Origin of the sequence: Winogradskyella poriferorum (assembly GCF_036553625.1) — a bacterium.
Taxonomy (GTDB): domain Bacteria; phylum Bacteroidota; class Bacteroidia; order Flavobacteriales; family Flavobacteriaceae; genus Winogradskyella; species Winogradskyella poriferorum.
In genome coordinates this window covers 216,611-239,022 of sequence record NZ_JAZHOU010000001.1, presented here as the reverse complement: position 1 = coordinate 239,022, position 22,412 = coordinate 216,611, and the positions used below count along the sequence as shown (strand labels likewise).

At 34.8% G+C, this 22,412-nt stretch carries 18 protein-coding genes and 1 tRNA gene; 14 read left to right on the top strand and 5 right to left on the bottom strand.

Annotated elements, in window-relative coordinates; all coding sequences use genetic code 11:
* Window positions 1-24: 24 nt before the first annotated feature.
* The 14 genes from V1468_RS01180 (at window position 25) to V1468_RS01115 (ending at window position 16,692) form a co-directional block, all read left to right on the top strand.
* Window positions 25-1,986, top strand: coding sequence for a penicillin-binding protein (locus tag V1468_RS01180; protein ID WP_331809332.1), 1,962 nt, complete (start codon window positions 25-27; stop codon window positions 1,984-1,986).
* Window positions 1,983-3,446, top strand: a complete 1,464-nt coding sequence (locus V1468_RS01175; RefSeq protein ID WP_331808433.1) for a UDP-N-acetylmuramoyl-L-alanyl-D-glutamate--2,6-diaminopimelate ligase — start codon at window positions 1,983-1,985, stop codon at window positions 3,444-3,446. The genes V1468_RS01180 and V1468_RS01175 overlap by 4 nt, the downstream gene beginning before the upstream one ends.
* Window positions 3,447-4,688 carry a phospho-N-acetylmuramoyl-pentapeptide-transferase gene (mraY, locus tag V1468_RS01170; protein WP_331808432.1) on the top strand — a complete coding sequence of 414 codons (1,242 nt, stop codon included), beginning with the start codon at window positions 3,447-3,449 and terminating at the stop codon, window positions 4,686-4,688.
* Window positions 4,688-6,019 (top strand): UDP-N-acetylmuramoyl-L-alanine--D-glutamate ligase, encoded by a 1,332-nt coding sequence (gene murD / locus V1468_RS01165; protein ID WP_331808431.1) that lies wholly within the window; start codon window positions 4,688-4,690, stop codon window positions 6,017-6,019. The genes mraY and murD overlap by 1 nt, the downstream gene beginning before the upstream one ends.
* A 45-nt stretch (window positions 6,020-6,064) precedes the next feature.
* Window positions 6,065-7,261, top strand: a complete 1,197-nt coding sequence (locus V1468_RS01160; protein WP_331808430.1) for an FtsW/RodA/SpoVE family cell cycle protein — start codon at window positions 6,065-6,067, stop codon at window positions 7,259-7,261.
* On the top strand, window positions 7,261-8,355 hold the full coding sequence (gene murG, locus V1468_RS01155) for an undecaprenyldiphospho-muramoylpentapeptide beta-N-acetylglucosaminyltransferase (protein ID WP_331808429.1): 1,095 nt from the start codon (window positions 7,261-7,263) through the stop codon (window positions 8,353-8,355). The genes V1468_RS01160 and murG overlap by 1 nt, the downstream gene beginning before the upstream one ends.
* A complete protein-coding gene (murC, locus tag V1468_RS01150; protein ID WP_331808428.1) occupies window positions 8,356-9,708 on the top strand; it encodes a UDP-N-acetylmuramate--L-alanine ligase in 1,353 nt (450 codons plus the stop codon).
* Between the two features lie 19 nt (window positions 9,709-9,727).
* Complete coding sequence (locus V1468_RS01145) at window positions 9,728-10,417, top strand: cell division protein FtsQ/DivIB (RefSeq protein ID WP_331808427.1); 690 nt, start codon at window positions 9,728-9,730, stop codon at window positions 10,415-10,417.
* Between the two features lie 3 nt (window positions 10,418-10,420).
* Window positions 10,421-11,758: a cell division protein FtsA gene (gene ftsA, locus V1468_RS01140; RefSeq protein WP_331808426.1), complete on the top strand. Its 1,338-nt coding sequence runs from the start codon at window positions 10,421-10,423 to the stop codon at window positions 11,756-11,758.
* Window positions 11,759-11,809: 51 nt separating this feature from the next.
* Window positions 11,810-13,732: a cell division protein FtsZ gene (gene ftsZ, locus V1468_RS01135; RefSeq protein ID WP_331808425.1), complete on the top strand. Its 1,923-nt coding sequence runs from the start codon at window positions 11,810-11,812 to the stop codon at window positions 13,730-13,732.
* Window positions 13,733-13,878: 146 nt separating this feature from the next.
* A complete protein-coding gene (locus V1468_RS01130) occupies window positions 13,879-14,331 on the top strand; it encodes a GatB/YqeY domain-containing protein (protein ID WP_331808424.1) in 453 nt (150 codons plus the stop codon).
* A 7-nt stretch (window positions 14,332-14,338) separates the two neighbouring features.
* A tRNA-Arg gene (locus tag V1468_RS01125) sits at window positions 14,339-14,412 on the top strand.
* Window positions 14,413-14,832: 420 nt separating this feature from the next.
* Window positions 14,833-15,699: a zinc-dependent peptidase gene (locus V1468_RS01120; RefSeq protein ID WP_331808423.1), complete on the top strand. Its 867-nt coding sequence runs from the start codon at window positions 14,833-14,835 to the stop codon at window positions 15,697-15,699.
* A gap of 51 nt (window positions 15,700-15,750) precedes the next feature.
* On the top strand, window positions 15,751-16,692 hold the full coding sequence (locus V1468_RS01115) for a UDP-glucuronic acid decarboxylase family protein (protein ID WP_331808422.1): 942 nt from the start codon (window positions 15,751-15,753) through the stop codon (window positions 16,690-16,692).
* Between the two features lie 82 nt (window positions 16,693-16,774).
* On the opposite strand, the gene V1468_RS01110 is transcribed toward V1468_RS01115, so the two are convergent.
* From V1468_RS01110 to V1468_RS01090, 5 genes are all read right to left on the bottom strand, one after another.
* Window positions 16,775-17,344: a hypothetical protein gene (locus V1468_RS01110; protein ID WP_331808421.1), complete on the bottom strand. Its 570-nt coding sequence runs from the start codon at window positions 17,342-17,344 to the stop codon at window positions 16,775-16,777.
* Between the two features lie 91 nt (window positions 17,345-17,435).
* Window positions 17,436-18,494, bottom strand: a complete 1,059-nt coding sequence (locus V1468_RS01105; RefSeq protein ID WP_331808420.1) for a nucleotidyltransferase family protein — start codon at window positions 18,492-18,494, stop codon at window positions 17,436-17,438.
* 28 nt (window positions 18,495-18,522) lie between these two features.
* Window positions 18,523-19,656 (bottom strand): hypothetical protein, encoded by a 1,134-nt coding sequence (locus V1468_RS01100; RefSeq protein ID WP_331808419.1) that lies wholly within the window; start codon window positions 19,654-19,656, stop codon window positions 18,523-18,525.
* Between the two features lie 12 nt (window positions 19,657-19,668).
* Window positions 19,669-19,836: a hypothetical protein gene (locus V1468_RS01095; RefSeq protein WP_331808418.1), complete on the bottom strand. Its 168-nt coding sequence runs from the start codon at window positions 19,834-19,836 to the stop codon at window positions 19,669-19,671.
* 205 nt (window positions 19,837-20,041) lie between these two features.
* On the bottom strand, window positions 20,042-22,294 hold the full coding sequence (locus tag V1468_RS01090) for a T9SS type A sorting domain-containing protein (RefSeq protein WP_331808417.1): 2,253 nt from the start codon (window positions 22,292-22,294) through the stop codon (window positions 20,042-20,044).
* Window positions 22,295-22,412: the final 118 nt, after the last annotated feature.

Genomic DNA, 22,412 nt, shown 5'->3' with positions numbered 1-22,412 from the left:
AGATTGTACTTTGTGGCAGGCAGCATGTTTGTGTTTGCCTTAGCTGTGGTATTTAAGTTGGTTAGTATTCAGTTTATCCAAGGAGAAGAGTACCGTCAATTGGCAGAAAAACGTACAGTAAAGGATTTTGATATTGAGCCCAACAGAGGTAATGTCTATTCTGCTGATGGAAGTTTGTTGGCTACGTCTATACCTAAGTACGATATAAGACTTGATGCAGTGCAAGCTCAGCAAGCCGTTTTTGATGAGCATATTGGTGCTTTGGCAGATTCACTTTCAGCTTACAAAGGTAAATCAGCAAGTTATTATAAAGATATTATTCGTAAAGCACGAAGAAATAAAAACAGATACTTTCTTTTGGCAAGAAATATTAGCTATTCAGACTATATAAGATTAAGAAATTTTCCATTGCTTAACAAAGGTGCTATTGGAGGTGGTTTAATCGTTGAACAGACAACCAGAAGAGAGCATCCAATGGGACAAATAGCTGCAAGATCTATAGGTTATGAGCGTGTCGATAGCAATGGTGATACGGCTAGAGCAGGTATAGATGGTGCTTTTGGTGAAAAATATTTAAGAGGTGTTAAAGGAAAACGCTTAAAGCAAAAAATAGGAAATGGGCAATGGAAACCAATTGCCGATTTTGACCAGGTAGAACCGCAAGATGGTTACGATGTGTACACTACTATAGATGTTAATATTCAAGATATAGCGCATCATTCACTCTTGAGACAGTTGGAAACTTACGAAGCAGAGCATGGTTGTGTGGTCGTAATGGAGGTGAAAACAGGTGAGATAAAAGCAATAGCAAATCTTGCAAGAACCTCTAAAGGAACATATTACGAAAAAAGAAATTATGCAGTTTATGAGTCTCATGAGCCAGGTAGTACCTTTAAGGTGATGGCTATGATGGCTGCGCTAGAAGATAAAGTGGTCGATACATCAACTGTTATAGATACTAAAAAAGGGACAAAGTATTTCTATGGTAGAACTATAGGTGATTCTCATCATGGAGGATTTGGTAAAATCTCTGCGGCTAGAGCTTTGGAGGTGTCTTCAAACATTGGTTTAGCAACTATTGTAGATGATAATTATGCTAAGAATCCAATGAAGTTTATCAATCATATAAAACGTTGGAAACTTAACGACTCATTAGATATTCCTATTCAAGGGGAAGGGATTCCAAATATTCCAGAACCAGGTAAATCTAACTGGAGTAGAAATGCTTTGCCATCCATGGCTTATGGTTATAATTTGGCGATTACTCCTTTGCAAACGCTTACGTTTTATAACGCTATAGCGAATAAAGGAGAAATGATTAAGCCTAGGTTTATTCGTGCCGTAAAGTCTTTTGATAAGGATGTTGAGGTATTTGAAAAACAAGTATTGGTAGATAAGATTTGTTCAGATAAAACCCTTTTAGAGATAAAAGATATTCTTAAAAATATCGTGATTCGTGGTACTGGAAAAAATATGTACTCAGAAACGTTTTCTATGGCAGGAAAAACAGGTACTGCGCGTACAGATTATGCAAATTACGAAGAATGGAGAAAGGATAGAAAGTACGTGTCGTCTTTTGCGGGTTATTTTCCTGCAGATAATCCTAAATACTCATGTATAGTGGTTATTCATAAGCCGAGTACAAAAGTAGGTTACTATGGAGCAGATGTTACAGGTCCTGTTTTTAAGCGTATAGCGCAAAAAATATATACGGATACACCATTAATTGATGAAGTAAAGACATTAGATTATAAGAGCAAGCTCGTTAATGAAGATTATGAAAGTTATTTCGATAATGTAAATAAGTATAAGGAGTTAATGCCTGGTGTTGTGGGAATGCCAGCTATGGATGCTATTGCTTTATTAGAAAATCTTCAGGTAGATGTTAAAGTAAAATTAAAGGGTAGTGGAATAGTAAAATCCCAGTCTATTGAGAGGCATCAAAAATTAAAACCTAATCAAACAATTGTTCTAGAGGCATCATGAAGATTTTAAAAGACATATTGTATAAGGTTACTATAAATGCTGTTGTGGGTAGCACAAGTACTACTGTAAACAAAATAGAATTTGATTCTCGCAAGGTTGAAACTGATGATGTGTTTATTGCAATTAGAGGAACACTAGCAGATGGTCATAACTATATAGAAAAAGCAATAAAAGATGGTGCGACCTCTATTGTTTGTGAGGTGTTACCAGAGACGTTGCAAGACGGAATTACGTATGTTGAAGTTGAAAATTCTAATCAAGCTTTGGCTTTTATGGCTGCCAACTATTTTGAGCATCCTTCTGAAAACTTAAAACTAGTAGGTGTTACGGGTACTAACGGTAAAACAACAGTAACGAGTTTGTTGTATCAGTTGTTTAAAAAAGCAGGTTATAAGGTGGGATTGTTGTCAACCGTAAAAATTATGGTTGATAATACCGAATATAAAGCAACCCATACAACACCAGATTCGTTAACCATCAATAAGTATCTAAAACTTATGAATGATGAAGGTGTGGAGTTTTGTTTTATGGAAGCGAGTTCGCATGGTATTCATCAAAGCAGAACAGAAGGTTTAAAGTTTGCTGGTGGAATTTTTACCAACCTATCACACGATCATTTAGATTACCACGAGTCATTTGCGGAATACAGAGATGTAAAAAAGGCGTTTTTTGATCATTTACCAAAAGATGCATTTGCATTGTCTAATATGGATGATAAAAATGGGTTGGTAATGCTTCAGAATACCGAAGCTAAGAAATACACCTATGCTTTAAAGAATTATTCAGATTACAGAGCGCAGATTTTAGAAAACGAATTTAGTGGTTTGTTGTTAAAAGTGAATGACAGCGAACTATGGACAAAACTTATTGGCAGTTTTAATGCTTACAACATTCTGGCAATATATGGAGCTGCGGAATTATTAGGCTTAGAAAAAGATGAAATTTTAAGGTTGATTAGCGAGTTAGATAATGTGTCTGGCCGTTTTCAGTATTTCATTTCAGAAGAAAAAATTACTGCAATTGTAGATTATGCACATACACCAGATGCTCTAAAAAATGTGCTTGAAACCATAAATAGTATTCGTACTAAAAATGAAGAGTTAATTACAGTTGTAGGTTGTGGTGGTGATAGGGATAAGACTAAGCGACCAAAGATGGCGCATATTGCTTCAGCATTAAGCACTAAAGTGATTTTTACTAGTGATAATCCACGTAGTGAGGTTCCTGAGACGATTATTGAGGATATGGAAAAAGGAGTTGAGCCTCAAAATTTCAAAAAAACATTATCAATTACAGATAGAAAACAGGCAATAAAAACAGCGTGTCAAATGGCGGAAGCTAAAGATATCATCCTAATTGCAGGTAAAGGACACGAGACGTATCAGGAAATTAAAGGTGAACGCTTTGATTTTGATGACTATAAAACAGTACAAGAATTTTTAAAACAATTACAGAAGTAGATGCTATATTATTTATTCGAATATTTAGAAAAACAATTCCAATTTCCTGGAGCATCACTGTTTGGGTTCTTAACCTTTAGAGCGGCAATGGCAGTTATTTTGTCATTGTTAATTTCTACTATTTATGGTAAACGTATTATAGAATTTTTACGTAAAAAGCAAGTTGGCGAAACCATACGCGATTTAGGCTTAGAAGGTCAGGTTGAAAAAGCAGGTACACCAACAATGGGTGGACTTATAATTATCCTAGCGACGTTACTTCCTGTATTATTAATAGCTAAACTTGAAAACATTTATATCATTCTACTCATAATTACGACACTATGGATGGGAACCATTGGGTTTATTGATGACTATATCAAAAAATTCAAAAATGATAAAGAAGGGCTAAAAGGAAAGTTTAAAGTTTTAGGTCAAGTTGGTTTGGGGCTTATCGTCGGTTTGACTTTGTACTTTCATGATGATGTAACCATAAAAGAAGAATTACCGCTTCAGCAACAACAAGAATTGTTGGCTGAAAATCCTAATATACCTGAAGCGCAATTGTTTGATGTGGCTGAAAAGTCAACAAAAACAACGATTCCTTTTGTAAAAAATAATGAGTTCGATTATTCCAATTTAATCACATGGATAAGTCCAGATTTTGAAGGTTACGCTTGGATCATCTTCGTGTTAGTGAGTATCATCATAGTAACGGCTGTATCCAATGGTGCAAATCTTACAGACGGTATAGACGGTTTGGCGGCAGGAACATCGGCCATTGTTGTATTGACTTTGGGAATTTTTGCTTGGGTGTCTGGTAATATCATTTTTTCTAAATATCTCAACATCATGTATATCCCTCAGGTGGAGGAGATAACGATATACATTGCAGCATTTGTGGGAGCGCTCGTCGGTTTCTTGTGGTACAATGCCTATCCAGCACAAGTATTTATGGGTGATACAGGGAGTTTAACTATTGGAGGAATCATAGCTGTAATAGCAATAGCAGTAAGAAAAGAATGGCTAATACCTGTGTTATGCGGGATTTTCTTAGCTGAGAACTTATCGGTAATGATGCAGGTGAGTTATTTCAAATACACAAAGAAAAAATATGGTGAAGGCAGGCGGATTTTTAAGATGTCTCCATTACACCATCATTATCAAAAATCAGGATATCACGAAAGTAAAATAGTCACACGATTTTGGATTGTAGGAATCCTATTAGCCATAATATCTATAGTGACATTGAAGATTAGGTAATGAGAAGGCTCGTGATTCTTGGTGGAGGAGAGAGTGGTGTAGGTACAGCACTTTTAGCAAAAGCAAAAGGATATGATGTGTTTGTGTCCGACAAAGGAAAAATTAAAGAAAAGTACAGAGACGTTCTTTTAAATAATGAGATTGAATTTGAAGATGAACAGCATACAGAATCTAAAATTCTGAATGCAGACATCGTAATGAAAAGTCCTGGTATTCCAGATAAGGTGGCTTTGGTGAAACAAATTAGAGATGCTGGTATTAAGGTGGTTTCTGAGATTGAATTTGCTTCAAACTATACAGATGCCACATTGGTCGCAATAACAGGTAGTAATGGTAAAACAACAACTGCGACACTAACGCATCACTTGTTGAAACAAGAGTTAGATGTTGGATTGGCAGGAAATATTGGAGACAGTTTTGCTAAGCAAATTTTGGAGAAAAATCATGAGAATTACGTATTGGAAGTGAGTAGTTTTCAGTTAGATGACATTCATGATTTTAAACCCAAAATCGCAGTCTTAACCAATATAACGCCAGACCATTTAGATCGCTACGATTATAAGTTTGAAAACTATATCGCTTCAAAATTTAGAATTGTAGAAAACCAAACTGAAGCTGATTATTTCATTTATGATGCAGATGATGAGGTTATAACAGACTGGTTGCAAAACCATGAGATTCAATCTAAAAAGTTGCCTTTTTCACTAATAAGAGAAATCGAAGAAGGTGCATACTATAAAGACAATAAAATAATAATAACAATAGATAACAACAATATAATTATGCCAACAGAAAACATAGCATTAGAAGGAAAACATAACGTTAAAAACGCTATGGCTGCTTCTACGGTAGCGCACTTGTTAAAAATAAGAAAACAAACTATAAGAGAGAGTTTAGAGAACTTTCAAGGGGTAGAACATCGTTTAGAGCATGTCCTAAAAATTAATAAAGTACAATATATCAACGACTCTAAGGCTACAAATGTTAATGCAACATATTTTGCATTAGAGAGCATGGATGCGCCTACAGTTTGGATTGTTGGAGGTGTTGACAAAGGCAATGATTATAAAGAATTGTTTCAGTTTGTAAATGAAAAAGTGAAGGCGATTATCTGTCTTGGTGTGGATAATAAAAAACTAATCGAAGCTTTTGGTAATATGGTAGATGTTATTGTAGAAACGCAATATATGAACGAAGCTGTTAAAATAGCTTATAAGGTGGCAGAAGCAGGAGATAATGTGTTGTTGTCACCAGCATGTGCTAGCTTCGATTTGTTTGAAAACTATGAGGATCGTGGACGTCAATTTAAGGATGCTGTGAGAAACTTATAAAATTTTAAAACGTTGAATTAGGGAGGCAACGATAAAAGGTTAAGCGTGCAAAATATTTTTTCACAAATAAAAGGAGATAGAGCAATATGGGCAATAGCAACACTATTGGCGATATTTTCATTTTTACCAGTTTATAGTGCTGCTAGTAATTTGGCATATGTTGGTGGTACAGGTAATACTTTTTCCTTTTTTGTGAAACACTTTATGCATCTTTCTTTAGGTTTTGCAATAATGTATGCGGTTCATAAAATTCCGTATAGGTATTTCAAAGGGCTTTCCATGGTGTTGATTCCTGTGGTTTTAGTACTTCTTTTAATCACAATTTTACAAGGTTCAACTAACAGTCAAGGCACAAACACAAGCCGTTGGATACAAATTCCAATTGTAAATATGTCGTTTCAGACATCAACATTTGCGGCAGTTGTTTTAATGGTTTACGTGGCGCGATACCTTTCAAAGATTAGAGAGAAAAGTGTAAGTTTTAAAGAAACTATTTTACCACTTTGGGGACCTGTTTTTTTTGTTCTAATTCTCATTCTTCCTGCTAATTTTTCTACAACAGCAATCATTTTTACTATGGTAATGATGCTGGCCTTCATAGGTGGTTATCCAATAAAGTATCTCGCAGTAATAATTGGTTCAGGTTTGTTGGCTTTAGTGATGTTTATTTTGGTAGCAAAAGCATTTCCAGATGCCATGCCAAATCGTGTAGATACATGGATGAGCAGAATTGAAAATTTTGCAAATGGTGAAGATACTGAAGAAGACTATCAAATTGAAAAAGCAAAAATTGCAATTGCAACAGGTATAAAGCCATTAGGTCCAGGGAAGAGTGTTCAAAAAAACTTTTTACCACAATCGTCATCAGATTTCATATTCGCAATTATCATTGAAGAGTACGGTCTGTTTGGTGGTATATTTTTATTGATAATGTACTCATGGTTGTTGTTTAGAATTGTTGTGGTTTCGCAAAAAGCTGATACCACTTTCGGAATGTTGTTGGTATTAGGTGTTGGTCTGCCAATTGTGTTTCAGGCGTTAATTAACATGGCTGTTGCAGTTGAATTATTTCCTGTTACAGGACAAACATTGCCATTAATAAGTAGTGGAGGTACGTCCATTTGGATGACCTGTATGGCAATAGGAATAATATTAAGTGTGAGTGCAAAGCGTCAAGAAATAAAAGAAAATGAAGTTTTAGAAGGTGATAATCCTTTAGATATTTTAAGTGAAACAATTTAATGAGCAACTATAAATTCATATTGTCAGGTGGTGGAACAGGAGGTCATATATATCCTGCCATAGCTATTGCTAACGAATTAAAATCGCGTTATCCAAATGCTGAATTTTTATTTGTTGGTGCCTCTGACCGTATGGAAATGGATAAAGTACCACTGGCTGGTTATAAAATTGAGGGACTATGGATATCAGGTATTCAAAGAAAACTGACGCTGAAGAATTTAATGTTCCCTTTTAAGTTGATGACAAGCTTATTGAGATCTAGAAAAATCATTAAAACCTTCAAGCCTGATGTAGTAATTGGAACAGGTGGTTTTGCAAGCGGACCGCTATTACAAATGGCAACTGCCAAAGGTGTGCCGTGTTTAATACAAGAGCAGAATTCATATCCAGGAATTACTAATAAATTGTTAGGTAAGAAAGTAGATACGATCTGTGTGGCTTATGATGGCTTGGAAAAGTTCTTTCCAAAAGAAAAATTAAAGCTTACTGGTAACCCAATAAGAAAGGATTTGTTAGCTGTAAAAGGAAAACATATTGAAGGTAAAGATGCTTTCAGTCTTATTCATAGTAAACATACATTGTTGGTGTTAGGCGGTAGTCTTGGTGCAAGACGTATCAATGAGTTGATTGAGGTGAATCTCGACTTTTTTGAAGAGCATAACGTACAGCTCATTTGGCAATGTGGTAAGTTATATTATGATAGATACAAGCAACATAAAGAATTAAAAAATGTTCAGGTACATGCCTTTCTAAATAATATGGATATGGCATATGCGGCTGCAGATGTTATTATTTCTAGAGCTGGTGCAATTTCGGTATCGGAATTATGTATTGTTGGTAAGCCAACCATTTTTATCCCGTCTCCAAATGTTGCTGAAGATCATCAAACAAAGAATGCCCTTGCTGTCGCGGAAAAAAATGCAGCGATTTTAATAAAGGAGAGTAATTTAGATAATGACTTTCAGAAGCAATTTTCTGAATTAATTACTAATGAAGAAAAACAGACAGAATTAAGTAAAAATATTGAAGCCTTAGCATTGGTGAATGCAACCAATGATATTGTTGATGAAGTTGAGAAATTATTGAAAAAATAAATGAATCTAAAAGCTATAAATAACATCTATTTTGTCGGTATTGGTGGTATCGGTATGAGTGCATTGGCACGTTATTTTGTGGCTAACGGAAAACAAGTTGCTGGCTATGATAAAACACCTTCAGATATTACAACGGGTTTGCAAGAATTGGGTGTTGAAGTTCATTTTAATGATAGTATTACTGAGGTAAAGCAAGAGTTTTTAGATAAAGAAACGACTTTGGTTGTGTTTACACCAGCAATTCCAAAAAGCCATTCCGAGTTAAACTACTTTAAGGATAATGGTTTCAAGGTGTATAAACGTTCTCAAGTACTTGGCGAAATTACCAAGCAAACGACATGTCTTGCTGTCGCAGGAACACATGGTAAAACCACAACGACAAGCATTTTAGGGCATTTGTTGAATGAGTGTAATGCACCAGTTACAGCATTTTTAGGTGGAATTAGCGAAAACTACAACTCTAACTTAATCTTAAATGGTACTGAAGTTACAGTAGTTGAGGCAGATGAATTCGATCGTTCTTTTTTAACCTTATCACCAGATTTGGCATGCATCACTTCAATGGATGCAGATCACCTCGATATTTTTGGTGATGCAAATGAGCTTACAAAGACATTTAAAGAATTTTCAGAATGTATAAAACCTCATGGTAAGCTTTTTGTGAAAAACGGATTACCATTAAAAGGCATTACTTACGGAGTGGATGACAACGCTGATTATAGCGCAAAAAATATTAGAATAATAAACGGCAGTTATGTGTTTGATGTGAAAACACCTAGCGGAACACATAAAGATTTTCAATTTAACCTACCTGGTAGACATAATTTGTCGAATGCAATGATCGCCTTGGCGATGGCTGCTGACTACGGTTGCCCTTACAACCAGCTCGCCAAGGGTTTAGCATCTTATAAGGGTGTTAAAAGACGATTCACATACCAGATTAAAACTGAAGATTTTGTGTTTATTGATGATTATGCACATCATCCTGAAGAGATAAATGCAGTGCATCAAGCGGTGCGCGAAATGTATCCTGATAAAAAGGTGTTGGCAATATTTCAGCCGCATTTATATAGTCGTACCAGAGATTTTGTTGATGGTTTTGCACAAAGTCTTTCAAAATTCGATGAAATACTGCTGTTAGATATTTATCCAGCAAGAGAATTGCCAATTGAAGGAGTAACGTCGGAGTGGCTGTTAGGTAAAATTGAAAATTTAAATAAAAAGCTGATTTCTAAGTCAGCTATTATAGATGAAATTAAAGTTTCTGATGCACATGTTGTTTTAACAATAGGTGCTGGAGATATTGGAGTAGAAGTAAAACATATAAAAGAAGCCTTTAGTGTTGCGAGTTAACCTTAACTACATAAAAGTCATGGTATTGCTGATTTTGGTTAGCTTTCTTTTTGCGTTTTCTAATTACAGAAATGACAACCGCAAAGTGTCTGAGCCAAATATAGAATTTACAGGTGAAAATAAGTTATTTATTACTGAGTCAACTGTTAGTAAATTGTTAATACAAAATCAAGCCGCAGTTACGGGACAACCTAAAGAAATTATAGATTTGAACGATTTAGAAGCTGCCCTAAATTCTAATCCGATGATAAAGAAAGCAGAGGTGTTTATGTCAGTAAACGGTGAGCTTTCAGCAGAAATTGAACAAAAACGACCTATCGCTAGAGTGCATACTAATGCATCGTATTACATAGATGATGAAGGCTCGTACATGCCCTTGTCTTCAAATTTTGCAGCAAGAGTGCCATTAGTTACTGGTAATATTAAGAAAAATAACCTCAATACAGTGTTTCAATTTGCAAAGGCTGTAGATGAGGATGAATTTTTAAAAAAACATGTCATTGAAATTCATCAAAACGATGATGGAACCATTGATTTTAGAATTAGAAAAAGCAATTTTAAAGTTCATTTAGGAACTTTAAATCAGCTTCAAAAAAAGATAAATAATTTCAAAGCCTTTTATCAGAAGGCTTTTAAAGATAAGATTTTAGATAATTATAAGCTTGTAAATCTCAAATTTGACGAACAAGTGATTTGCACCAAAATTTAGACTATGGACAAGCATCAAATTTCGGTAGGTTTAGATATAGGAACCACAAAAATTGTGGCCATGATTGGTCGCAAAAATGAGTATGGTAAAGTTGAGATACTTGGTGTAGGTAAATCCAAAAGTTTGGGTGTGCATCGTGGTGTTGTAAACAATATCACACAGACGATACAATCTATTCAGCAAGCAGTACAAGAAGCAGAAGCTGCTGCATCAGAAAAGATAGAAGATGTTACTGTTGGTATTGCTGGTCAGCACATTCGTAGTTTACAGCACAGTGATTACATCACCAGACCAAATTCTGAATTGGTTATTGATGAAACAGATATTGACCGTTTAATAAACCAAGTTCATAAACTGGTAATGCTTCCAGGTGAAGAAATTATCCACGTGTTACCGCAAGAGTTTAAGGTTGATGGTCAAGCAGAAATCAAAGAACCAATTGGTATGTATGGAGGAAGGCTAGAGGCCAACTTTCATGTTGTAGTTGGTCAGGTGTCATCAATTAGAAATATTGGTCGATGTGTTAAAAGTGCAGGATTAGATTTAGAAGGTATCACGTTAGAGCCCTTAGCATCAGCAAATGCAGTATTGAGTCAGGAAGAGAAAGAAGCAGGTGTTGCGTTGATTGATATAGGTGGTGGTACAACCGATTTAGCCGTGTTCAAAGATGGAATTATTCGCCACACCGCAGTAATTCCATTTGGTGGAAATGTTATAACCGAAGACATTAAAGAAGGTTGCTCAATTATTGAAAAGCAAGCTGAATTATTAAAGATAAAGTTTGGTTCAGCTTGGCCAGGCGAAAATAAGGATAACGAAATTGTTTCTATTCCAGGGTTACGAGGAAGAGAACCAAAAGAAATTACCTTAAAAAACTTGTCGAAGATTATACATGCCAGAGTGGTAGAAATCATAGAGCAGGTTTATGTAGAAATTAAAAACTACGGACACGAAGAACAAAAGAAAAAACTGATTGCAGGTATTGTTTTAACAGGAGGTGGAAGCCAGTTAAAGCACTTAAAGCAATTGGTAGAGTACATCACAGGAATGGATACCAGAATAGGATATCCTAATGAGCATTTAGCTGGTGACAGTGATGAAGATATAGCTAGTCCATTATTTGCAACGGCAGTTGGTTTAGTAATGGATGGTCTTAAGCGACAAGACCGTAAAAAAGCGGAACAAGTTGCAGAAGAGGTTGTTGAAAATGAAGGAGAAGAAGAGGGGACGACCACTGAAGCACAGCAAGACATTGTAACTGAAGAACCTAAGAAAGAGCGTCGTTCATTTTTAGATAAGTTAACAGAGCGCGTTAAAGAATTTTTAGATAACGCAGAATAGATAAATTAATTAATTAATCAAGATATATAAAATCCCATAATCTCGAAAAATATGAGTAACAGCAACGAATTTGGAAGCATCTCATTTGATTTACCAAAACACCAATCTAACGTAATTAAGGTTATTGGTGTTGGAGGAGGTGGTAGCAATGCCATCAATCACATGTTTCAGCAAGGTATTAAAGGAGTAGATTTTGTAATCTGTAATACAGATGCACAAGCACTTCAAAGTAGTGGTGTTCCAAATAAAATACAATTAGGAGTTAACTTAACCGAAGGATTAGGTGCTGGTGCTAACCCTGATGTAGGTGAGCAAGCAGCAGTAGAAAGTTTAGAGGACATTCGCAGAATGTTAGACACCAATACCAAAATGATATTTATTACAGCCGGAATGGGTGGTGGTACAGGTACTGGTGCAGCGCCAATTATCGCAAAAATGGCTAAGGAATTAGATATTCTTACTGTTGGTATCGTTACTATGCCATTTCAGTTTGAAGGTAAAATGCGTAACGAACAAGCGCAACGTGGTATCGAAAATCTCAGAGAACATGTAGACTCGTTAATTGTAATTAATAATAATAAGCTACGCGAAGTTTATGGTAACCTTGGGTTTAAAGCAGGTTTCTCTAAAGCAGATGAAGTCTTATCAACAGCATCTAGAGGTATAGCAGAGGTTATAACACATCACTATACACAAAACATAGATTTACGTGATGCTAAAACAGTATTGAGTAATAGTGGAACAGCCATTATGGGATCGGCTACAGCTTCTGGTCAAACCAGAGCACAAGAAGCTATTATGAAAGCTTTAGATTCGCCATTACTTAACGATAACAAAATCACTGGAGCTAAAAACGTATTGTTGCTTATCGTTTCAGGTTCTCAGGAAATCACTATTGATGAAATCGGTGAAATAAACGACCATATTCAGAATGAAGCAGGTCATGGAGCTAATATTATTATGGGTGTTGGTGAAGACGATTCATTAGAAGAATCTATCGCAGTAACTATAATTGCTACTGGTTTTGATATCGATCAGCAAAATGAAATCTCAAATACGGAAACCAAAAAAGTAATTCATGCTTTAGAAGAAGAAGTTATTGAAGAAGTAAGTACGCAAGAAAAAGAGCCTGCGATAATTACACCAGATATTGTTCTCGAAGAAAAGAAAGAAGATCCGATAGTGCGTCATACACTTTTAGATGAGGATGATACCGATACTTCAGCAGAGCATAATATGGATTTAATTCCTACCACAGATTTATTAAGAAATATGGATGTGGTATATGATGAAGTGTTAGATACTAAAGCAGAACTAAATGTAGAGCCAGAGGAGTTCATCATTACACCAATTGAAAATAAAGCTGAACCAATTATAGAAGAGAAAGAAGAACAGATTACCTTAACTTTTGATTTGCCTTTATCTAATAATGAACCAGAAACAGTTGAGGAGCCAGAGTCTGGTGAAGAAATGATGTTTTTTAGCCTAGATGAAGATGTAAAAGATATTGATGTTAATGAACCTGTAGAGATAATTTCAGTAACAGAAGTTAACGAAGAAGGCGAAAAACGTTATGCGTTAGAGGATGTAGAGTCTTACGAATCTTCAATTAATGCTAAAGTAGAAACTGAGGTAAAAGAGGAAATCGTTTTTGAAAAGAAAGTACTTCCTGCTGAAGAGACTAAGGAGGTTTCTGAGGATGAAATTGACCCAATGAATAGTCCAATTTCAGATTTAATTAAAGCACGTGCTGACGAACGCAGAAAGCACATGAAAGAGTTTAATTATAAGTTTAATACTGCTAAAATTGACGAAATAGAAAAAGAGCCTGCTTACAAAAGACAAGGTGTTAACTTAGAAGATGCTCAGCATTCATCAGAAACCAATACTTCTAGATTGTCTGTAGGTACAGATGATAATGACGACATTCAGTTAAGAAGTAATAATTCATTCTTACACGATAACGTAGATTAATAGCAAATTTAGTTTAGTGTTACACACCAAAGTCAAGCCCAAAAAGGAACCTCAATCTTTTTGGGCTTTTTGTTTTCAAAGGTTTCCAATAAACAAGAAACCTAACTTTTTTAGTATCTTCGCACTTCTAAAAGATTAATGTAATTATGAGTTTACAAGATAATATAATGTCTGCTATGAAGGCAGCTATGAAAGAAAAGAATCAAACAGCATTGGCAGCATTAAGAGCTGTGAAATCTGAAATTTTATTAGCCAAAACAGCTTCTGATGGAGCTGATGAGTTAACAGAAGAGCAAGAGATAAAGATTCTTTCTAAAATGGTAAAGCAGCGTAAAGACAGTGCAGCTATTTTTCAAGAACAAGGAAGAGAGGATTTAGCCCAACCAGAGCTAGATCAGGCAGAAGTCATTAGTCAGTTTTTACCTGAAGCCTTAAGTGAAGAAGAGATTGAAAAAGTGGTGATAACTACCATAGAGCGTACAGGAGCAGAAGGCATGAAAGATATGGGTAAAGTTATGGGAATTGTAAGTAAAGAACTTGCAGGTCAAGCAGACGGAAAGACAATATCTACGATTGTAAAAGCTAAATTGACAAGCTAGAATCATTGGCCACGTAGCTCAGCTGAATAGAGCACTGGATTTCGGCTCCAGCGGTCGTAGGTTTGAATCCTACCGTGGTCACGAATACATACTTCAATAAGAAAAAATGCCAAGCTTGCTTGAGCATTTTTTTGTTTGAAGGATGTTCAAAGCGGAGCGCAAAGGATGCGATAGCAATCCGTTGTGCTCTGATTTGTTAGAGAAGTTGACTATTATTCAAGCTTGCTTGAGCATTTTTTTGTTTGAAGGATGTTCAAAGCGGAGCGCAAAGGATGCGATAGCAATCCGTTGTGCTCTGATTTGTTAGAGAAGTTGACTATTATTCAAGCTTGCTTGAGCATTTTTTTGTTTGAAGGATGTTCAAAGCGGAGCGCAAAGGATGCGATAGCAATCCGTTGAGCTCTGATTTTTTAAAAGTAGAAGCTTAGATATGCAGCCTAGATTGCATATTTTTTAGTTTTAGTGTTATAGTTTTGAAACATTTCTTTCTATATTTAGTCAATGATTCTAACCTGCCTTCAAGAGACTCAAAAGCCCGAAATTAATCCTACATTCAGGTTTATCTTAATAGTTATATTTTTCTCTGTATTAGGAGTTATTTTATTAGTTAAACTTTATAGAGTTATTGAATCTATATATGCTTCAAAATATAAAAAGCCGTTCTTTTTAAATGCTGTTATATTCAGAAGTGGGTTAACCAACCACCAAAAATCAATTTTAAAAAGTGAATTTGAGTTTTATAGAAAACTAGAAATAGAGCAGCAAGGAATTTTTAGACATCGTCTGGCAACTTTTATTAATAGTAAAGAGTTTATAGGTAGAGAGGGTTTGGTTGTAGATGAAGAGATGAAGACGTTAATTTCAGCTACAGCAATAATGTTAACCTTTGGTTTTAGAAATTATCTTATCGAGTTAATAGATAAGGTAATTATTTATCCAACTGCATATTATTCTAACTTAAATGAGACTTATCATAAAGGAGAAACCAATCCTCAGCTTAAATCTATTGTCTTTTCTTGGGAAGATTTTAAAAAAGGATATCATATAGGTGATGACAATTTAAATTTAGGTATTCATGAGTTTGGCCATGCAATACATCTAAATGCATTTGGTAAAGATGATGTTAGTAGTGAAATTTTTAGAGGTGGTTTTGACAAATTAACGAGCTATCTTCAGGATCACAAATTAGTTAGAGATACTTTAACGACATCAAAATATTTTAGAGCATATGCTTATACCAATCAGTTTGAGTTTTTTGCAGTACTGCTAGAGAACTTTATTGAAACTCCAGATGAGTTTAGAGGTAAATTCCCTAAACTTTACAACTTCATGAAACAAATGTTAAACTTTAATTTTGCAGGATACTAAAGACTAAGAAATAAGCATTATTTTTGAGGGATCAGTAACTACAAACTATACATGAAACGAATATTAGTAACAGGTGGTGCAGGATTTGTTGGTTCACATCTGTGTGAGCGTCTTTTAAATGAAGGAAACGAAGTCATTTGTTTAGATAACTATTTTACGGGTTCTAAACAAAATATAGAGCACTTAATGGATCATCATTATTTTGAATTAGTAAGGCATGATATTACAAATCCTTTCATGGCCGAAGTCGATGAAATATACAACTTTGCATGTCCAGCCTCTCCTGTGCACTACCAATACAATCCTATAAAAACAACTAAGACTTCAGTAATGGGTGCTATTAATATGTTAGGATTGGCTAAACGCGTGAAAGCAAAAATATTACAAGCCTCTACAAGTGAGGTGTATGGAGATCCAACTGTACACCCTCAGCCAGAAAGTTATTGGGGAAATGTTAACCCTATTGGTATGCGTTCTTGCTATGATGAAGGTAAACGATGCGCGGAGACTTTATTTATGGACTATCATAAAGAGAATAAGGTAAAGATTAAAATCATACGCATTTTTAATACATATGGTCCTAGGATGCATCCTAAAGATGGTAGAGTGGTCTCTAACTTTATTGTACAGGCACTAAGAGGTGAAGATATTACCATTTTTGGTGACGGTACACAAACAAGAAGCTTTCAGTATGTAGATGATTTAGTAGAAGGTACGGTTAGAATGATGAATACTAGAGATAGTTTTATAGGTCCTGTAAATATTGGAAACCCAACGGAATTTACAATGCTTCAGTTAGCGGATGAAATAATTAATCTTACAGGCTCTAAATCTAAGATAACATATTTACCACTTCCTGATGATGATCCTATGCAACGTCAACCAGATATAGATTTGGCCAAAAAAGAGTTAGATGGTTGGGAGCCAAAGATAAACTTAAGAGACGGCTTAAAAAGTACAATTAGCTACTTTGATACATTGTTAAGCCAATAGAACTTAGTGAAATAAGTATATAAACAAAAAAGCCTCTTTTAATAAAAAGAGGCTTTTTTGTTTTAGTTATAATTATCCGTGACTACCATAGTGCAAATACAGCTTGTATATGTGTTTGATAGTGATTGTTATCTAATCCACTTTTAGCTTGGTCTAGTGCAAATTTACCAATGACCTGAGCTCTAATACCAAAAGTTTGTCTTCTGTTTAGCCAAAATAAAACTCCACCTCCAAGGTTAAGTGAAATATTAGTTTCGTCTATATTAAAAAAACCAACACCCGCATTTCCATAAAAATCAATCCAATCAGCAGAAGGAAAGATATGTTTACCAAAGTAATATTTTGCATGGGTATCAAAAGAATAATATGTATAATCTTCTTGAAGCTCAAAATTGTCTATCATATCACCTTTAGAATATGAGTTGAGTGTAAAAGCTTGTTCTATCGATAAACCTGAAGTCCATCCGACCTCTATACCTAAAGAAATAGGTAAATTAATGGCCCAATCACCCATGCCATTTATAGGGGATTGTGTTCCCTGGTTGTTGATAGCATTAAGACCTACACTTCCAAACCACTCAGCAGAATCAGACTGACTGTATGAATTGAATGTGAACGTTAAAAGGGTTGCTAGTAAAAGTAATTTTCTCATAAAAAAAATTTATTTTAAAATTCAAAGTTAAACTTTATGGTTTATAAAACAAATAAAGACACAAAGTAATTTATTTTTTATAAAAATATAATTAAGTGCCTTTTATAGCAGATCTAAAATAAGATATAATTCGCTTTCTATCTTTTATTAAAGCCTTTCTATAAGCCTTGTTTTTTATAAAATGAGGAATTCTGCCTAATACTATCCGTAAAAAATCTGATCGTTTTAAAAGTTTGTTCCAAAATTTGTAAAAGCCGATATGTTTTAGTTTGTAAGTATAAAATCGGGTTGTAAAATTTGTGCTTTTATATTTATCAGGGATATCTTCAAAAAATAGATGTAATAAATTGAAGTATTTTCTAACAATGTTAGCCTCTTTTATTAAGATCTCCCCTTCTTTATGGTGTATAGTAATACTATCGTATGCTGATCTAAAACTGATGTTATTATAAAGACTGCCTTTGTCGTTTACCTGATAATTAAGAACATTGTGAAGTAATAAATGTTTTGAAGAGGGGATGGCAACATTATTGATAATTTGCTTTGAGGCTAATATATCTGGGTTTCGTAATTCACTGTTTTCGTAAGATACAAACAGTTTTCTGTGTAATTCTACCGCACATATAAATTTGTCAGTCTTTAATCGCGGCAAGTGCTTATGTTCAAAGAAATTGTCGCCCAGTGTCTGTTCTATTGGATAATAGCTGTTGTCTTTTAATAATTGAAATGCTAAATCGAGCTGATTAGGAGGTATTAAGATATCAATATCACCAATCATACGTTCTGCAAAATCATCATAGTAATTTCCAGAAATTAAAGCCGTACCCTTTAAAAACACATGCGCTATATTGTGTGCTTTTAATAACTCAGATAGTGTGGCTGTTTGAGATAAAATTTCACTATTTCTATTTCTGTTGAGCAGAGTGATTTCTTTGAGATAAGTATCTAGCTCTTCAGGTAAAAGATGAGTGAGTTTTTTAGCTTTTAAACGACAATAAATAGCAGGAAGTACTAAATGCTTACTGCCTTCAATGACAATGTTATCCCAGTTAAAAGAGCTGTTGCTCAAGGTGGCTTCTAAATGATCTCTAGAAGAAGTATAACTTAAAATATCAGCTATATTTTGGTATGTAGTAACAAGGTTAGCCATGAACAGTGTTAGGCAAAACTAAAAATATTTAATGATTGTCAAATTGAATAAAACAATTTGTAATTTCCTGAGTAACATTTTCTGTACTACTATATGTTAGTTTGTAAACAGGAATTGCAGATAACCAATTTAAAAAAGTTTCTGCGTGGTTTGGGTTTGGTGATAACCAGGATTCAGGAATTAGAGTTTCTAATACCTCCTTTATAGATATCAACTCAAGTTTTGTGTCGCTACCAGCACTGTAATTTACCATTATAATGGCTTTACAAGGATAATTGCTTACAGCCGGATTTTTACAAGGTACATATTTAATCACGCCTTTAGTTTTATTAAAAAGTACATCAGGAATACTATTAAAATTTGGTATTAAAGGTCGTAATACATTAAAAGCTCCTTCTTTTATAGATATAGCAGAAGGGTTGTGGTAAATATGAGAATCTGACCCAAGCATTGGAGAAACATCATCAGCGACCAATTCAAAGCCATTAGCTGTCAGTAAGGCGCATAGTGTACTTTTTCCTTTTCCAGATTCACCAATAAATAAGATAGAATTTTTACCATCGGCAATGGTTGAACCATGAAAAGTACCTAACCAATCCGACTCTACTCTGTTATGAATAAATGAAAGCAATTCCATAGCAAACTTCCCTTGTATAATATGATAGTCGCGTTTAGGAACTGTTTTGACTAAGGCTTCGTTCTTAAACAAACAAAGCATGTTATTTTCTATATAAATGTCATAAACAACAGTGGCTGTACCAGTGTCAGTTGTTTCTAAATGTGCAATACTTGGATGAATAGTTTTTTGGACTAGCTCAGAATCATAGTAAACCTCAAATACATTGTTTTTGAAGTTGTATTTCTTTGAATGTTTTCGTTTTAGCGGATTAAATGCAGAGCTAAGATCGCTTTCTGAACCATGTTCTACATTACATTGTTCCAAATAGGATTGTATGTTTTGGGCTATTCCACCAGCATCTAAACTTGGATTAATGCTCACTACTTTAGATTTAAAATTATCTAACGAAGCACATTCTAAGTAGTCGTATAATAGGTGTTTAAAACTATCATCTACCACACTGTAGGTGTTAGATGTTTCATACCAAAGTATCCAATAAGAACCAAACAACCGTTGGTATGTCGGTGCTAAATTGTTACTCAAAGTGGCTTGAAATTAGTCTCCTGTCAGAGGATTTCCACCTGGATCTGGAGGTGAAGAGGTTTGAGCTTTAAGGGGATTTAAAATCACAAAAGTCCCTACAGCTGTTATTGCTGCATATTTACCCATCTTTTTTATGGCATCCTTACGGGTAATTTTGTCGGTATTGTTGTCTTTATTCATGGCGCTTGCCTAAGTTTGGTATAAAAATAGTAAAATAATTTATTTAACAATGGAAAATATAAAAAGGTTTACACAAAATTAATTAACCATTAAAACATACTGTGTAAAGGGGGGTTAACTGTTTATGAATTTTAGGTATAAAGTCAAGTTAAAAACACCTCACAAGTGTCTCATAATTACGTAAATAGTGTAAGGGTGGTTTTTTTTATTTTAAAATTACTTTTTCAGTTTTCAAAATAGTGCCATTAACAAGTTTTACAATATATACACCAGTATGTAAATTGTTGGCATCAATACTGTGTAAAGTTGAATTAGATTCTAGCGCTTTTGAATTAACCAATCTCCCTTGTATGTCATGTAGGTAAGCAGAAGTTCCTTCGGCTAACTGTCCGGCAATATTAATGGTCTTGTTATTCGGGTTGGTGTAGATTGAAACACCATCAAAAAGATGATCTGATACGGATAAGGCACTATTTGAAAATCGTAGATAAAAACGACCCGTACCATTTAAGTTTGCAGCAGGTGTAAATATGTAATCTGAAGTGTTTAAGAGGGTAGACGTGTTAGCGAAAGTATCATCTAAATACACTTCAATAGATGTAGGTAATGTGTTTTCGGTAATACTAAACGTAAGTTGCTCACCCATGTTAGCGTTAACACCCAGTGCAATTGTAGTATCGTTGTAATCCGTTTCGCCAATAGCCTGTGTTGCAAAGGGTACATTAATATTATCTTCTACTAAATGCGAAAAGATAGCAAATGATGGCGCCACACCACCTAGTAAACTTGCATCATACCCAGGATCTAATCCTAAGCCAGCTGAAGCTGTAAAATAAACCTTTGTAAGGAAACTGTCTGTAGAATTACTTAAGTTAATATTAACATTGGTAACGGCAGAAGATGTCGAACGACCAGCGATAAAGTCATCATCCGTAGAGGTAAGACGCATATCAGGTGTGCTGGTTGTAAACTGAAGATTGCCTCCAAGTGGATTAGAAGCCACAAAAAAACCTTGTCCAGGAGCAATATTTAAAGTGTTATTCTCTAAGGCGCTAATAATAGTATAGTCGTCAGCAGAAGTGCCATCTGTACTGTCATTATAGCCGTAAATTACTACTGCACTTGGGTCTAACAGTGCCGCGTTTTGAGTTAAAAACGCTTGTGCATCCAAGTAAGAAGGGAACGGATTACCAACTAAATTAAGAATGCTTGCAGATCCCTGATCTATGGCAACCTCTACTAAACTAGTGTTTACAATACCTTCAAAAGATACAAGGTTTGTAGGAGCGCCAATTTCAATACCCGAGCGATACCCAATACCAGCTAGCAACGGAGTGGTATCTGTATCATTCCAAATTTGATAAGGAGCACTGGCATTATCGTTATCAAAATCACCAAATAAAACCTCAGGACCACTAGAGCTTGTAAGTATGTTTGTGTTGTTAGCTATAAATACATTAAAAGCTTGTCCGCTTAAGGGTGCGCTAATTAAATCATTACCATTTACAGGATCGTTACTATTCACATGGCGATTGTAAACGACATTACCCGTAGCTGTACCATCAACAATAAGACTAGAATACTCGTCTGAGTCTGAGTTTAATATTAAACTACCAATATTATTAAGATTTCCTGAAACTTCTAAATTACCTGTTTTTGTAACATTGACAGTACTTCCGTTTTCAATAGACAAATATGGTACAGTCTCACTTGTAGTCACGTTTACTGTAGTGTTTTCTGCAATCGTATATGTGCTTTCAAAGTTTAAGGAATTGATGAATAGATTTCTTTGTCCACTGCCACCATCTCCATTTGTTCCAGCGCTAACATTATAAAATCTAATGTTAGTTATAGTTCCGGAATTAATGCTGCTGATCGTGCCACTTTCTGATCCAGTAAGTCCTCCAGACCTATTAGCTGTCCATGAAATACTATTGGTGTTTTGAGTAAATGTGAATGTTATGACCGTGTTGGCATCGTATGCGTTAGAAAATAGTCCAGATGTTCCTGTAATATTGTATTGATCACTGCCAATATTAAAATTTATAATGGTATTGTTTGAGCCATCTCTCAAATCAAAACCTTTATTGCCATCTCTAAAATTTACACCAACCGAAACCGTAAATGAATCACCTTCCTCCATAGCCTTAGGCATATATGTTGTTGCCCCAGAAACAGCATCATTTCCACTATTAGCATACATTGCAAACGAGTTCCCGTTAACATCTATGGCAGACGAAAACGTACCAATAAATCTACCTGCAAAACCACCATTTGGAGTAGCTTGATCAAATGTCCAATCACTAAAACCTGTGCCTAAATTTGTTGCATTCCAACTACCTCCGTAGTTGTCTGAATCATCATTTCCTAGTGTAAAAGTGTCTACTCCCAATGTTTGTCCATTACATATAAAAGTAAGGGTGAAACATAAGGTAAGGATTAAGTAAATCTGTCTCATAAGTTGATATGGATTTGATATTATGTTAATTATACACCTTCAAATATAACTTTTTTTGCAGATTTATTAAAGTGAAACATGTAATCTTGATAGATTCTTAATTATTTAAGAAGTTGGT

Coding starts and splice junctions, on each gene's coding strand:
- V1468_RS01105 (WP_331808420.1), bottom strand. CDS start 18,494: ATGGCTAACCTTGTTACTACATACCAAAATATAGCTGATATTTTAAGT.
- V1468_RS01145 (WP_331808427.1), top strand. CDS start 9,728: ATGGTATTGCTGATTTTGGTTAGCTTTCTTTTTGCGTTTTCTAATTAC.
- V1468_RS01175 (WP_331808433.1), top strand. CDS start 1,983: ATGAAGATTTTAAAAGACATATTGTATAAGGTTACTATAAATGCTGTT.
- murG (WP_331808429.1), top strand. CDS start 7,261: ATGAGCAACTATAAATTCATATTGTCAGGTGGTGGAACAGGAGGTCAT.
- mraY (WP_331808432.1), top strand. CDS start 3,447: ATGCTATATTATTTATTCGAATATTTAGAAAAACAATTCCAATTTCCT.
- murC (WP_331808428.1), top strand. CDS start 8,356: ATGAATCTAAAAGCTATAAATAACATCTATTTTGTCGGTATTGGTGGT.
- V1468_RS01115 (WP_331808422.1), top strand. CDS start 15,751: ATGAAACGAATATTAGTAACAGGTGGTGCAGGATTTGTTGGTTCACAT.
- V1468_RS01130 (WP_331808424.1), top strand. CDS start 13,879: ATGAGTTTACAAGATAATATAATGTCTGCTATGAAGGCAGCTATGAAA.
- V1468_RS01120 (WP_331808423.1), top strand. CDS start 14,833: ATGATTCTAACCTGCCTTCAAGAGACTCAAAAGCCCGAAATTAATCCT.
- V1468_RS01095 (WP_331808418.1), bottom strand. CDS start 19,836: ATGAATAAAGACAACAATACCGACAAAATTACCCGTAAGGATGCCATA.
- V1468_RS01180 (WP_331809332.1), top strand. CDS start 25: ATGTTTGTGTTTGCCTTAGCTGTGGTATTTAAGTTGGTTAGTATTCAG.
- ftsA (WP_331808426.1), top strand. CDS start 10,421: ATGGACAAGCATCAAATTTCGGTAGGTTTAGATATAGGAACCACAAAA.
- murD (WP_331808431.1), top strand. CDS start 4,688: ATGAGAAGGCTCGTGATTCTTGGTGGAGGAGAGAGTGGTGTAGGTACA.
- V1468_RS01110 (WP_331808421.1), bottom strand. CDS start 17,344: ATGAGAAAATTACTTTTACTAGCAACCCTTTTAACGTTCACATTCAAT.
- ftsZ (WP_331808425.1), top strand. CDS start 11,810: ATGAGTAACAGCAACGAATTTGGAAGCATCTCATTTGATTTACCAAAA.
- V1468_RS01090 (WP_331808417.1), bottom strand. CDS start 22,294: ATGAGACAGATTTACTTAATCCTTACCTTATGTTTCACCCTTACTTTT.